The organism is Flavisolibacter tropicus, assembly GCF_001644645.1.
Taxonomy (GTDB): domain Bacteria; phylum Bacteroidota; class Bacteroidia; order Chitinophagales; family Chitinophagaceae; genus Flavisolibacter; species Flavisolibacter tropicus.
In genome coordinates, this window is sequence record NZ_CP011390.1 from 2867167 (window position 1) to 2880686 (window position 13520).

The following is a 13520-nucleotide window of genomic DNA, read 5'->3' on the forward strand; positions in this document are numbered from 1 at the left end:
GCTGGGAGCGCAAGGGAAGGAACCACGGAGACAGGGGGAAATTGTCTGAACCGGGATTTGGGGAGATTTAGGGATTAGGGAGAAATGGCGGATGTAGGGATGGCGGATGGCTGATGTAGGGATGGCGGATGGCTGATTTGGGTTGACAGGGAAGCTAAGAGATGAAAAGAGGGAAAGGAGAAAAGGAGAAGAGGAATAATGAACAAGGAACAAGCATGATGAAGGAAGAAGGAGAAACTGGGAGAGGGAAGCTGCAAGCTGCACGCTGCACGCTACAAGCTAAACAGCCGCGAGAGATGGTCCACAGTCGACAGACGACAGTCCACAGAAGGAAAGACAGTGGTGAGTGGTGAGTGAGAAGAGAGCTGCAAGCTGCAAGCTGTAAGCTGTAAGCTGTAAGCTGTAAGCTGTAAGCTGTAAGCTGTAAGCTGTAAGCTGTAAGCTGTAAGCTGTAAGCTGTAAGCTGTAAGCTGTAAGCTGTAAGCTGTAAGCTGTAAGCTGTAAGCTGTAAGCTAAACAGCCGAGGGAAAGGAATATTGAACAAGGAACAAGGAATGATGAAGGAAGAAGTAGAGGAAATGGATGAAGTGGGGATGGAGGATGGCGGATTTAGGTTGAGAAGAAAGAATATTGAACAAGGAAGGATGAATGATGGGTGGATTTGTTGAAACTTACACATTACATAATTGGGAAAACCGGCACTCAGGCTTAAAAAAACCAAGTACCTGACAGAGACGTGACAAAAGCAAAAAAGCTTTCCGCATACCGTAAGCAATTTTTCCTCATCCGGCATTTATAGGAAATACGAGTGTTGTCTCTTTGCAAAAAAATTAGAACGTGAGAAGATCGTACTGTTTGATAGCAATGGCTTTATTGACATTAAATGCATCAAGCCAAAACAACTTTAAATTTACCAACTATACTTATTCGAATACTGCTGACAATCCAGATGCCCCAACCGGTACTGTACAAGGCTTGTTGACAACGACAGACAATCAGCCAGCGGCTTATGTAACCGTGCATTTAAAAGGCACCAACATTAACACTGTAACTGACGAAAACGGTGCTTTTATTTTAAAGAGCGTTAAAGAAGGTAATTATGTGCTGGAAGTATCGATGATCGGACTGCAGTCGCAGGAAAAAGCAATTTCTGTAAAGAAAGATCAATTAACTACCATAAGCCTGGCGCTTGTTGAAGATGCCAAGCAATTATCTCGCGTGGTGGTTACCAGCGCCAAGTCGCTAAACCAGCGTCCGGTTATTATAGGCAAGGCGCCTATCGATCCAATGGATCTGCCGCAAAGCATCGCTGTTTTGGGTCAAGGAGTTATTCGAGATCAACAAGCGCAGCGCCTGAGTGATGTGATCAAGAACGTGAATGGCGTTTATTTAGCTACCGCCCGCGCCAGCACACAGGAAAACTTTTCTGCCCGCGGTTACTCCTTTGGTAGCAGCAATATGTTTAAAAATGGAGCTCGTATCAACTCTGGCACAATGCCTGAAATGAGTTCATTAGAGCGTGTAGAAGTATTGAAAGGAAGCGCCGCTATCCTTTATGGCCAGGTATCTCCAGGCGGTATTGTGAATATGGTAACCAAGGAACCTAAGTTCAAGTTTGGTGGAGAAGTAGCTATGCGCATGGGCAGCTACGACCTGTACAAGCCATCTTTTGATATTTATGGACCGATTTCTTCCAACGTAGCTTTCCGTGTAAATGGTACGTATGAAAGCGCCAATAGCTACCGCGATGTAGTGCATTCTGACCGCTATTATGTAAACCCGTCTTTCCTGTTTAAACTAGGTACTAAAACAGACCTGGTGGTAGAAGGCGATTACTTGAAACATGACTTTACACCAGATTTTGGTATTGGTTCTTTAGGAGGCACAACTATTCCTGACCTGCCCCGCAATACATTCTTAGGTACTAGCTGGCAATATGCTAAAACGCAACAAGCTACTGCTACTACTACGCTAAAGCATTACTTCAATGACAACTGGCAGATCAATACCTCTTTATCTTACCAGAACTACTATAGAGACTATTTCTCTACCGAGCGTATACAAGCAGATGCTATTGGCGATTGGACGCGCCCGCTTGGTAGAACCAATACAGAAGAGAACTACTTTACTGGCCAGGCAAACCTGACAGGTAAGTTTAAAACGAAAAGCCTGGAGCATACACTTTTAGCTGGTGTTGATGCTGACCGTAGTGTAACCACTAACTATAATTATACTATTGCAGGTGGAACGAATTACGACAAGATCAACATATTGAATCCAGCGAAGTATACAGCGCGTACCGATATACCTGCCACTGAAAAGATCCGTAAGGTTGTAGCGCCTGTAGACAGAAATGGCATTTACGTACAAGACCTGATCAAGCTTTCCAGCAAGTTCAATATATTAGCTGGTATCCGCTGGTCTTCGGTATATAGCGATCAACCCGATTCTACAACGCTGGCTACTAATGCGAAGATCAAAGGCAAGTCGCAATACAATGATGCCTTCTCTCCTCGTTTTGGATTGGTATATAAGCCAACCGAAGCCACATCAGTATTTGCCAGCTATTCTAACTCCTTTACAGTGAACACGGGTACCGATATCTATGGACAAGTTTTAGATCCATCTTTGATTGACCAGTATGAATTAGGTGTTAAGAATGATTTCTTCAATGGCAAGCTGTCTGCGAATGTTACTCTCTATCAAATAAAGAATAACAACCTGGCACAAACCGCACAAAATGATAAAAACGGCAATCCTAATAGCAATACTGCCTTAAAAGCGTTGGTTGGTGAAACTACCAGCAAAGGTGTAGAAGTAGACCTTGCAGGACACCCTGCGATAGGCTTGGATATTATGGCGGGCTATAGCTACAACGACATGCGCTATACAGATGTACCGGTTGCGGTAGGCAACTATAAAGAAGGTGAGCGCCTGGTAAATACGCCAGCCCATACAGCTAATGGTAGCGTATTCTATACTTTCCAGAAATCAAGCCTGAAAGGATTGAAGCTAGGATTATCTGCCTATTATGTAGGTGACCGTAATGGTGGCTGGAACACTGATGTCACGAAGATCGATGGATCTACTATTACCTATCGTAATCGTTTGATTCCAGTAGAAGGCTTTACCACCATGGACTTCTCTGCGGGCTACAGCTACAAGAAGTTCTCTATCCTGGCCAAGGTTTCTAACCTAACCAACACTTACAACTATTATGTTCACGAGAACTATAGCATTAACCCTATTCCTCCAACACAAGTAGTTGGTACCGTTTCCTATAAATTTTAATTAATTAACTAAACAAAGAGGCAAAGCCCGCAAGGTTTTGCCTCTTTTTGCATCTTGAAATCGTATATACATGAAAGTATTTTTCCGCCGTATTCACCTTTATTTAAGCCTGGCCGCCGGATTGGTTATATTAACCTGCTGCTTAACTGGGGCTATACTGGTCTTTGAAAAAGACCTTCAAATGGCCTTCAACAAAGAGCGGTATTTTGTAGCCCAAGGAAGTCAACGCCTTTCTTTGGACCAGCTATCCAAAGTGGTAAAACAAGGTTTTCCGGAAATGAAGATCAACGGCGTTAAAGTATATGAGGACCCAACGCGTTCGGTTGAATTCAGCGTGTCGCCAGCGCCTAAAAAGGATAAAAAGGCAGAAGGTCTACCAGCTGCTGCAAAGGGAAAAGAAAAAACGGCCGCACCTGCCGGCAGGCAACCTGGCTTTACCATTTTTGTAAATCCTTATACAGGCGATTTACTTGAAAAGTATAGTTATAAAGAAACTTCTTTTTACCAGGTATTTGCCTTGCACCGCTGGTTATTAGGTGGCGAGAAAAGCGCAGGTAAATACATTGTTGGTGTATCGACATTTATATTTCTGTTCATTTTAATTACCGGGATTATCCTTTGGTGGCCTAAGACAAAGAAGATATTAAAGCAGCGTTTGACTGTAAAATGGGATGCAGGCTGGAAACGCATCAACCACGACTTTCACCTGGTGTTTGGTTTTTACAGCGCCATCTTCTTATTCATCTTTGCCTTTACGGGACTTGCCTGGTCGTTTGAGTGGTTCAATGACGGGATATATAAAGTGACCAACTCATCGAGTAAGCCACCAGCCCCACCAAAGTCGGAATATGCGGCCAACACGGACCGTATTTCTTTTGATGCAGCACTGGCTAGCGCAAAGACCGTTTATAATGGGGCGGAGTTTTACACTATTTCAGCTCCAAAAGATTCCACTGAAGTCTTTAATGTATCGGCCCTGCCTGCCAATGCTGTACATGAAAGCGCTACCAATGCGGTTTATGTAGATCAGTACTCTGGAAAAGTGGCAGGTCAATTAGCCTATGAAAACAGAAGCTTAGGTGCAAGAGTGCGTTCTACCTTTAAGCCTGTACACACAGGTAGTATCTGGGGCACGCCCTCAAAGATCATTGCGCTGCTTGTTTGTATAATGGGTGTAACCTTCCCTATTACCGGTGTGATCATGTGGATCAACAGAACTAAGAAAAGCAAAAAGAAAAGTGGACCTATGCATGCAACAAAAAAGGAAACTGCTGTTGCCTAAAAGCGTTTTTCATTAAATAGTGCGGTAATTATCTGGAATCTAAAAGTAGTAAGTACGTAATTCGGAGGCTGATTAAAGACTACATTTCAAATACCAGCGGAGATCATTCTTGCCTTAACAAAGAGCAGGCACTCAAGACTACAAATGTTTTGCTACTGGTTTGCAACCTTATGTGTTTGAAATATCAAAGTCCACTATTTCTTTGATGCTGTTAATGCTCCTGCTGTATAGGATGTGATCAGGTTTCTATTGCTGGCATTCCTTCTTATCCTTGCTTTTCCACTTTTGCCTTGATGGACCGCGGATTGTTTGGATTAGTGGGATTAACAGGATGAGAGACTTTTCGTTTTTAGTGTTCCTTCACTATTTGTCTTTTCTATCTTTTGCCTCTTAAGAAACTTAAGCCGGTTTAAGTTCAAGCCCAAGCCTCTTAGCTTGTTTTTTGAGTTTTCTTACTTGTTTTTCTCTAAAGCTTTCAACATAGTTTTCCAGGCTGATCGGATTAAACCTAACCCGGTCCCGCATCATGTGATAAAAGATCACTGCAATTTTTCTTGCAGTAGCGGTGATGGCCTTCGCTGGTCCGGACCGCGCTTTTATTCTATGGTAGAACACCGCTAACCAGTTCTGACTGCGCTGGACAGCAAAAGCTGCCAGTTTGAAGACCTGGCCCGCCCGGTTTTTTTTCTTTGGTATTTTACTGCTCAACAGCTTACCACCAGAAATTTTATTGTAGGGTGCCAGGTTGAGCCACGAGGTAAAATGTTTTTCAGTTGGCCATTTATTCATAGTAAGACCCGTTTCACTTAAGATTTCAATAGCCGTGCTGTCATTAATCCCAAAAATTTCTGTGAGGTCGGTGCCTGTTATCTCCTGTAGTATTGGTTTGGCATCAAAACTTAAATTGTTCTTGTTGCTTTTCACATTTTGCTTCTTGGCCAGAGCGTGAGTGCTATTGGTTTTTTGAAGGAGCAGCGCCTGGATCTGCTGGTCACATTCTAATATCCTTTGGCGATACTGGTGATACAGCTCAAAAGACAAACGCAGTTCAAAAAGATGTTCTTCTTTCCATACGCCCTCCAGGGATCGGCATATATCATCAGGACTGGCTTTGATTCGGCCATCAACTAGTTTGAGCAGCACCTGAGGATCTCGTTGTCCTTGCAGTATGGTTTGGATGATTCGTTGTCCGGTCTTTCCGGTGATGTCAGCAATGACATGCTGCAACTTGATATTCATTTGCTCCATGGCTTTTTGCATCATGCGGATATGTGTGGCACTCATTTCAATTAAATTTTTCCGATAGCGCATATACGTACGGAGTTTTCTGGTGTACGTATCGGGTTGGAAGGAGGCCGACAGCAAACCACAACTGTGTAATTGGCGGATCCATTCTGCATCACTCATGTCGGTTTTCTTTCCCCTTACATTTTTTACATGCTTTGCATTGTCCAACACGACCTCAAAACCGGCCTCTTCCAGAATTAAGAACAAACTGATCCAGTAAATACCGGTCGCTTCCATGGCCACAGTGTCGACGTCACATTCCTTTAACCAGTTGGCGATAGCATGTAAATCTTCTGTAAAGCAACCAAAGCAGCGAACCGGTTGTGCGTCCCGATTGGGCGCTACGGCTACCCAATGCTCTTTACTGGAGATATCAATTCCCGCAGCGTCGGGATAAAAAACAGGAAACGCCTTGTTTTTGTCTTTCATACTTGAAGTAATTTTAAAGTGACAAACAACAAGGAAGCGTTGTCAGTTCTTTCGATAACTAATACGCTCTTAAACGGGGTTGGCTACTGCCACCTCCAAATACGGGTTGTCATTCAAAGAACTTTACCAAACTTGATGACGGGTTTACAAAGCACCACGGCAAAAGACGGTCTACGGCAATGCTTCCTTAGCTCACAAGTTACTTCTCCGGGTTGGTAGCTTATTACTACTGGTCACTTGATACAAAAGTGGAGCAAAAAAATCAATCCCGAAGTGTCGGGACAGCCCAAACCGCTCCGCGCGTTGGGCCGGCTCGGCTGCTGTAGCACTCAAAGTGATTTGATTATTACTTACGATAGGCAGGTCGTTTTACGCGTACCAGTGCAAGCGTTTATAGCTGACAGCATGAAGAAGTATGTGCTGAGTAGGTAAGATACTGCAGGCGCTGTGATTCCGCTCCACAGTCGTTATGGTTTGGAGTGTACATAGGTCCGCGGAATCAAGGCGCTGAACCACTCCGCTACTTTGCTTTAAGGGTAAGTGTTTCTTGAGAAGGACTGATTGGGGGTGAGTGAGCATTTCCTACATGAAAGCTTTTTTAAGCTATAACAAGCGCACATCTGGGGCTGGCAACTTCAGCTTAAGCGCACAAACTTTTATAATCTATAACATGATTTGCAGAGCCAACAATTTTATTGATACATCTGGAGAATATAAATATTGAACTTTATGGGTAAGAATAGACTCCAAACCACAAATACCAATATCCAATGAAATAACCCTGCTGCTACCTAACAGACATGGTTATCAGATGCGTTACTATGATCTTGCACGCTTATAAATTTTAATAGCTGTCATTAAGATTATTACAAATGCAATTAAACCTGTTAGTCCCCACACAAAGCTCAAGCTTTGTTTTACTGCTGCCAACATTACAATTGCTACCAAAAAGATCGTGGCTACTTCATTCCAAACGCGCAGCTTTTGAGAGGAGTATTTGAAGATGCCTTGCATTTGTTGCTTGTACATACTGTGTAATGTAAAATGGTAGGCATAGAGGCCGACGACAAACAGCAGCTTGATCAACAACCATCTTCCTTCAGGCTCTGTTAAGGTATTTTGCCAGTTGCCCAGAAACATCACTAGAGGTCCAAAGATCAATGTAAGGATTGCCGATGGCCATGTAATCCCAAGCCATAGGCGCTTGATCATTATTGAAAACTGCTTTTGAAGAATAGATCGCTCAGGCTCAGTTTTCTCTTTTGCTTCTGTATTATAGATAAACAAACGCACGATATAGAACATTCCTGCAAACCAGGTCACAATAAAAATGATATGGAGGGCCTTTATGTAGAAATACATATGGTGAATGGTGAGTGGTGAATGGTGAGTTAGTTCCTAGAGCTCATCATACCGCTCAGTATTTTAAATGTTTGTATAATTAATTTACCCAATCGGGAAAGTTGTTCTTGATTACAATAGCCTAAGCATTCTGCAATATCCAATGCTGTATGTATTTCGATAACAGAGCCTCTCGATATTTCAAAGTAGCGTTTTCTCTCTACAGCAGATGTTCTTGAACAACCTTCAGCTATATTTAAATGAACTGACAGTGCAGCCCTTCTGACTTGCTGCACTAATGCGAACTTTTCTTCACTTGGAAATGCTTTTGTAATCTTATAGCATTCTAGTGCTAATTGCTTTGAAACTTGGAAGACATCCAGTTTCGTGTGTGATAGTTGTAAAAACATAGGAACGGTTTGATCTAAGTTAACCAAACTCACCATTCACTACTCACCACTCACGATAAGACCATCTCTTTGCTTCCAGTTGCATATTCCTTGATCCATTTGGCCATGGTGGACACCCATAGCGGATGCACGTTCAGACAAGGGATCATTTCAAAGCTTTCACCGCCATTGTGCATAAAAATTTCTTTGCCTTCTACCGCGATTTCTTCCAGGGTTTCCAGGCAATCGCTTACAAAGGCAGGACATACCACCAGCAGTTTCTTGACTCCTTCTTTAGGCAGTTGTTCAAAACGCATGGCGGTATAAGGTTGTAACCAGGGGTCTCTACCTAGGCGCGACTGAAATGAAAAGCCCCATTTTTCTTTGGGAATGCCCAGCATTTCTGTCACCATCTTGGACGTTTGCCAGCATTGGTGACGATAGCAGTACTCATGTGCTTTGGAAGGAACATCGCAACAGTTAGGCACTTTGAGGCAATGTTGCCCGGTTATATCACCTTTATATATATGGCGCTCAGGCACACCATGATAAGAGAAAAGTATTTGATCGTACTCTTTATCTAAGTACGGCCTCATGCTCTCGGCCAATGCTTCCAGGTAATCAGCATTATCATAGTAGGGCTTTATGGTTGTTAGCTTAAACGCATACCCACCTTTTTTATATTGTTCTTTAGCATATTCAACAGCCGTTTCATAACTGCTCATGGCATAGTGTGGGTACATGGGTACCAAGATGACTTCTTCCAGATCCGGATTCTGCTGTACTAATTCATCGTAGGCTGCCTTAGGAGAAGGATTACCATAGCGCATGGCGATAGTAACAGGCTCCTCCACTTCTTTATCCAGGGCTTTACCCAATTGTTCACTAATAACAATCAGTGGTGATCCCTGATCGGTCCAAATTGATTTATAAGCTTCTGCAGATTTGGGCGCACGAAAGGGTACAATAATTCCTTTGACCAACAAGGCTCTCATTAGCCAAGGCTTATCGATCACCCGTTCATCCATTAAAAACTCGTCCAGGTAACACTTCACATCTTTCACTTCAGTAGAATCCGGACTTCCCAGGTTCATTAAGACAACCGCTCTTTTCATTATTACGTATAAATGTTTACAAATGTAGTTTGTGAATGCAACTCATATTCAAAAACCTTCAATTGAATCATCTTAGTATGACAACTGATTAAAATCAACTCCCAAAATGACAGAGCAATGACAGAGATATTCGGAAGTGCCGCTGACCGTTAATACTTTTGCAACGGTGATTTTGAGATATATAACAGAATGAATTCCAACGATTACAAGCACATATCAAATTTCTACGTAGCCGGGATCAATTATAAAAAATCTGATGCTTCTATCAGAGGACAGTTTGCCATTACTAACGAACAATACGAAGCTATTTTAACATTAGCTGCTGAAAGAGGATTGAATGAACTCTTTATTCTTTCCACTTGCAATCGTACTGAGATCTATGGCTTTGGCTATTCCAGTGAACAACTGATTGACTTGCTTTGTTCACAAACTGCAGGTGATGCCGCTACTTTTAAGAAAGCCGCTTACATAAAAAAAGGCCAGCACGCCGTAGAACATGTATTTCAGGTGGGCGCGGGTCTGGATTCCCAGATACTGGGTGACTATGAAATTGTGGGGCAACTGAAGACAGCGGTTAAATTTTCTAAAGAAAGAGGATTCGTTGGTGCTTTTACAGAACGTTTGATCAATTGTGTACTGCAATCTTCCAAACTAATCAAAAATAGTACAGCCTTAAGCGGCGGTACCGTTTCGGTTTCTTTTGCTGCTGTTCAATATATCCGCGATACTGTTACTGACATCCGTTCCAAGAACATACTGTTACTGGGTGTTGGTAAAATAGGACGCAACACCTGTAAGAACCTTGTTGATTACCTGGAAACAACGAATATTACCCTAATCAACCGCACTACTGAAAAAGCGGCTGAATTGGCAAATGAGCTAGGCCTGAGCTGTGCTCCTTTAAGTGATCTTGATGCTCATATCAAAAAAGCCGATATCATTTTAGTAGCCACAAACGCAGCCGAGCCTACCATTTTAAAATCGCACTTAGAAGGCGGCTCTCAAAAACTGATCATTGATCTTTCTATTCCTTATAACGTAGAAGATGCAGCCCAACTGCTTCCGAATGTGCAAATGGTTAATGTGGACGAGCTTTCCAAACTAAAAGATGAGACCTTGAAGAAGCGCGAGGCAGAAGTGCCTAAGGCTAAAGGTATTATTGGAGAGTTGATGATTGAGTTTATGGACTGGTATGATATGCGCAAGCACGTACCGCTGCTGAAAGATCTGAAAAGCAAATTGAAATCGCTCTATACACATCATCAGCATCTACACCTGGCAACAACTACTTGCCCTAAAACATTGGATGTACAGATTCAACGAGTATTGAACGACACAGCCGGTAAGATCAAGTTGAACAATCAACGTGGCTGTCAATACATCAACGCTATTACTGAATTTATAAGTGCGAAAAATTAATGGCAGCACAAACTTTACGCATTGGAACCCGCGACAGCCAGTTGGCTGTGTGGCAAGCTACATTGGTACAGAATCTTTTGAAAGAAGCAGGTATTGCTTCTGAATTGGTATATATAAAAAGTGAAGGTGACATTGACACCATTACGCCATTATATGACTTGGGTGTAACGGGTGTTTTCACTAAAACATTGGATGCCGCACTCCTAAACAAACGCATTGATATTGCGGTGCATTCTATGAAGGATGTACCAACCAAACTGGCAGAAGGCATTCAGCAAGCTGCTGTTTTAAAAAGAGCTTCGCACAAAGACATACTTGTTTACAAAAACGAGCAGGACTTAGAGGCGATAGGATTCGTGAATGGAGAATGGAATGAAGGAGAGATCGTGAAACGTGAGACGTCAAACGTGAAAGGGTGCGATCAACATTCACCATTTACTATTGGTACTAGTTCTGTACGAAGGATAGCTCAATGGTTACATCGCTATCCTACTAATAAAGTGGAAAACCTGCGTGGTAACGTAAACACCCGTTTACGCAAGCTGGAAGAAAGCAATTGGCAAGGTGCCATTTTTGCTGCGGCAGGACTGGAGAGAATCAACCTTCGTCCGGAACACTCCATTAACCTGGATTGGATGTTGCCTGCTCCATCGCAAGGTGCTATTATGGTGGTATGCCGTGAAGGCGATCATCAAGCATTTGATGCCTGCCAACCTTTCAATGATGAAGCAACCGCATTATGCACAAAGATTGAGAAAGACTTCTTGCGTGTGTTAATGGGTGGCTGTACTACACCTATTAGTGGGCTGGCGGTTAAAAAAGGAGAAACCATACAATTCAACGGAAACATTTGTGCTCCGGATGGAAGTGACCTGGTGAGTATAGAAATTATAAAGGAAGTAAAAGACAGTGCAAACGTGGGTGAAGAAGCTGGCAAAACGCTGCTTTTAGACGCCCGCACCCAACATATCATAGAAACAGTACGGAATGGAAAGCAATAAAAAATACTTGCTCAGTACTCGTCCCTTACCCAAGACCGTTCATGAAGAAGGCGCCAAAAAGAATGTCATCATCGAAGAATTATCCTTCATAGCTACCCAGCCTATAGAAGATGATGAACTATTTCAAAAGATAAAAGCCATTGCTGCCGAACAGCACTACGTTGTTTTTACCAGTATGAGCGCGGTGGAAGCTGTGGCTGCTCAAATTAATGAGACACCGGCCTGGAAGATCTACTGCATTGGTAACACTACCCGTAAGTTGATTGAAGAAAAATGGGGCGCAGACAAAATAATAGCAACGGCTGAAAATGCGCAGCGGTTAGGCGAACGATTAATTGATGATGGTGTAAAAGACGTAGTTTTCTTTTGTGGCAACATCAGACGGAATGAACTACCCAATAAAATGCGCTCTGAAGGAGGCAAAGTAGAAGAGGTAGTGGTTTATGAAACAAATGAAACACCTTCTAAACTAGAGAAGGAATATGATGGCATTTTGTTTTTCAGTCCCAGTGCCGTGCATGCCTACTACAGCCAGAATAAGCCTTCAAAAAGCACAACTCTATTTGCTATTGGCAAAACTACCGAAGAAGCCATCCGTGAACATAAAGGCCATAAGATTGTGGTGGCCAATGTAACCGACAAAATGGAAATGGCATTGGAAGCCATTGACTATTTGCATCAAACCACTTTATAACAACAAGCACAGAAAATACGATATGACAGCACTAAAAAATGACTTGCTATTAAGAGCCTTACGTGGAGAACAAGTAGAACGTCCTCCAGTATGGATGATGCGCCAGGCTGGAAGATATTTACCCGATTATATTAAGCTAAGAGAGAAATATGATTTCTTTACCCGCTGCCAGACACCTGAGTTAGCAACAGAAATTACGCTGCAACCGATTGACCAGGTGGGTGTAGATGCTGCCATAATCTTCTCAGATATATTGGTGATCCCACAAGCCATGGGAGTAGAAGTGTTAATGGAAGAAGGGAAAGGTCCTTTACTACCAAAAACAATCAAAACAAAACAAGATATTGATGCCCTGAATACAGCTAATGCTGAAGACCATTTAAAATATGTAATGGATGCATTAGCCTTAACAAAAAAAGAATTGAATGGGCGTGTACCATTGATTGGCTTTGCCGGTGCTCCATGGACCCTTTTATGTTATATGATTGAAGGTAAGGGCAGTAAGACCTGGGATAAGGCAAAGCAGTTTGCCTATACGCAACCAGAATTAGCACACCAACTTTTACAAAAGATCACCGATATTACCATTGATTACCTGAAAGCACAAGTGAAAGCAGGTGCTGATACTGTGCAGGTATTTGATAGCTGGGCAGGATCGTTGAGTCCAGCTGATTTCAAAGCTTTTGCGCAACCCTATTTATTACAAATAAGTGATGCTGTAAAAGATGATGCGCCGGTGATCCTGTTCCCCAAGGGCACTTGGTATGCATTAAAAGATCTAAGCCAAAGCAGTGCCAGCGGTATTGGTATTGACTGGAGCATAGAGCCTAAACTGGCAAGAGAATTGACCAATAATGCCATTACTATTCAAGGCAATTTTGATCCGGCTAAACTTTTAGCACCCATTCCGCAGATCAAGCAATGGGTGAAAGAAATGATCGATGGCTTTGGTACCCAGCGCTACATTGCTAACCTGGGTCATGGGATTACGCCTAATGTACCGGTAGACCATGCGAAGGCGTTTGTGGAAGCAGTTAAGTCATATAAGGCGTAAGGAGAGCGCTTCGCGCTTTTATGATTTCGCGCAGAGGACGCGGAGTACGTGGAGGGAGGAACCACGGAGGCACAGGGAACACAGGGGGGCACAGAGAATATTGAACAAGGAATGATGAAGGGAGAAGGAATTGGGAATTAGGGATTGGGGGGAAGAAATGATGAATAATGAGTAATGAGTGGTGAAAGAGAAAAGCTGCACGCTGTAAGCTACACGCT

The 13520-nt window shown here is 42.8% G+C and carries 10 protein-coding genes; 6 read left to right on the forward strand and 4 right to left on the reverse strand.

Features of this window, described 5'->3' with window-relative positions:
• The first annotated feature begins 837 nt into the window (after positions 1-837).
• Together SY85_RS12075 and SY85_RS12080 are read left to right on the forward strand one after the other, a co-directional pair.
• Positions 838-3291 carry a TonB-dependent receptor gene (locus tag SY85_RS12075; RefSeq protein ID WP_226999073.1) on the forward strand — a complete coding sequence of 818 codons (2454 nt, stop codon included), beginning with the start codon at positions 838-840 and terminating at the stop codon, positions 3289-3291.
• Between the two features lie 70 nt (positions 3292-3361).
• Positions 3362-4573: a PepSY-associated TM helix domain-containing protein gene (locus SY85_RS12080; RefSeq protein ID WP_066404807.1), complete on the forward strand. Its 1212-nt coding sequence runs from the start codon at positions 3362-3364 to the stop codon at positions 4571-4573.
• Positions 4574-4972: 399 nt separating this feature from the next.
• Here the strand turns inward: SY85_RS12080 and SY85_RS12085 are convergent, their stop codons facing one another.
• The 4 genes from SY85_RS12085 to hemH all read right to left on the reverse strand — a co-directional run bounded on the left by SY85_RS12085 (position 4973) and on the right by hemH (position 9134).
• Positions 4973-6289: an IS110 family RNA-guided transposase gene (locus tag SY85_RS12085; protein ID WP_066404809.1), complete on the reverse strand. Its 1317-nt coding sequence runs from the start codon at positions 6287-6289 to the stop codon at positions 4973-4975.
• A gap of 819 nt (positions 6290-7108) precedes the next feature.
• Positions 7109-7651 (reverse strand): CopD family protein, encoded by a 543-nt coding sequence (locus SY85_RS12090; RefSeq protein ID WP_066404811.1) that lies wholly within the window; start codon positions 7649-7651, stop codon positions 7109-7111.
• A gap of 29 nt (positions 7652-7680) precedes the next feature.
• Entirely contained in the window at positions 7681-8040 is a 360-nt protein-coding gene (locus tag SY85_RS12095; RefSeq protein WP_066404813.1) for a four helix bundle protein, read from the reverse strand.
• 50 nt (positions 8041-8090) lie between these two features.
• Positions 8091-9134: a ferrochelatase gene (gene hemH, locus SY85_RS12100; protein ID WP_082886408.1), complete on the reverse strand. Its 1044-nt coding sequence runs from the start codon at positions 9132-9134 to the stop codon at positions 8091-8093.
• A gap of 189 nt (positions 9135-9323) precedes the next feature.
• Between hemH and hemA the strand changes: the two genes are divergently transcribed.
• The 4 genes from hemA to hemE are packed head-to-tail and all read left to right on the forward strand — an operon-like array spanning position 9324 to position 13302.
• Positions 9324-10553: a glutamyl-tRNA reductase gene (gene hemA / locus SY85_RS12105; protein WP_066404816.1), complete on the forward strand. Its 1230-nt coding sequence runs from the start codon at positions 9324-9326 to the stop codon at positions 10551-10553.
• Positions 10553-11554, forward strand: coding sequence for a hydroxymethylbilane synthase (locus SY85_RS12110; protein ID WP_066404817.1), 1002 nt, complete (start codon positions 10553-10555; stop codon positions 11552-11554). Before hemA ends, SY85_RS12110 begins: the two co-directional genes overlap by 1 nt.
• A complete protein-coding gene (locus tag SY85_RS12115; RefSeq protein WP_066404819.1) occupies positions 11541-12248 on the forward strand; it encodes a uroporphyrinogen-III synthase in 708 nt (235 codons plus the stop codon). The genes SY85_RS12110 and SY85_RS12115 overlap by 14 nt, the downstream gene beginning before the upstream one ends.
• 22 nt (positions 12249-12270) lie before the next feature.
• On the forward strand, positions 12271-13302 hold the full coding sequence (hemE, locus tag SY85_RS12120; RefSeq protein WP_066404821.1) for a uroporphyrinogen decarboxylase: 1032 nt from the start codon (positions 12271-12273) through the stop codon (positions 13300-13302).
• Positions 13303-13520 lie beyond the last annotated feature (218 nt).

Excerpts from the sequence above, each read along its gene's own strand:
- SY85_RS12080 (WP_066404807.1), top strand. The coding sequence starts at position 3,362 with ATGAAAGTATTTTTCCGCCGTATTCACCTTTATTTAAGCCTGGCCGCC.
- SY85_RS12085 (WP_066404809.1), bottom strand. The coding sequence starts at position 6,289 with ATGAAAGACAAAAACAAGGCGTTTCCTGTTTTTTATCCCGACGCTGCG.
- SY85_RS12090 (WP_066404811.1), bottom strand. The coding sequence starts at position 7,651 with ATGTATTTCTACATAAAGGCCCTCCATATCATTTTTATTGTGACCTGG.
- SY85_RS12095 (WP_066404813.1), bottom strand. The coding sequence starts at position 8,040 with ATGTTTTTACAACTATCACACACGAAACTGGATGTCTTCCAAGTTTCA.
- hemH (WP_082886408.1), bottom strand. The coding sequence starts at position 9,134 with ATGAAAAGAGCGGTTGTCTTAATGAACCTGGGAAGTCCGGATTCTACT.
- hemA (WP_066404816.1), top strand. The coding sequence starts at position 9,324 with ATGAATTCCAACGATTACAAGCACATATCAAATTTCTACGTAGCCGGG.
- SY85_RS12110 (WP_066404817.1), top strand. The coding sequence starts at position 10,553 with ATGGCAGCACAAACTTTACGCATTGGAACCCGCGACAGCCAGTTGGCT.
- SY85_RS12115 (WP_066404819.1), top strand. The coding sequence starts at position 11,541 with ATGGAAAGCAATAAAAAATACTTGCTCAGTACTCGTCCCTTACCCAAG.
- hemE (WP_066404821.1), top strand. The coding sequence starts at position 12,271 with ATGACAGCACTAAAAAATGACTTGCTATTAAGAGCCTTACGTGGAGAA.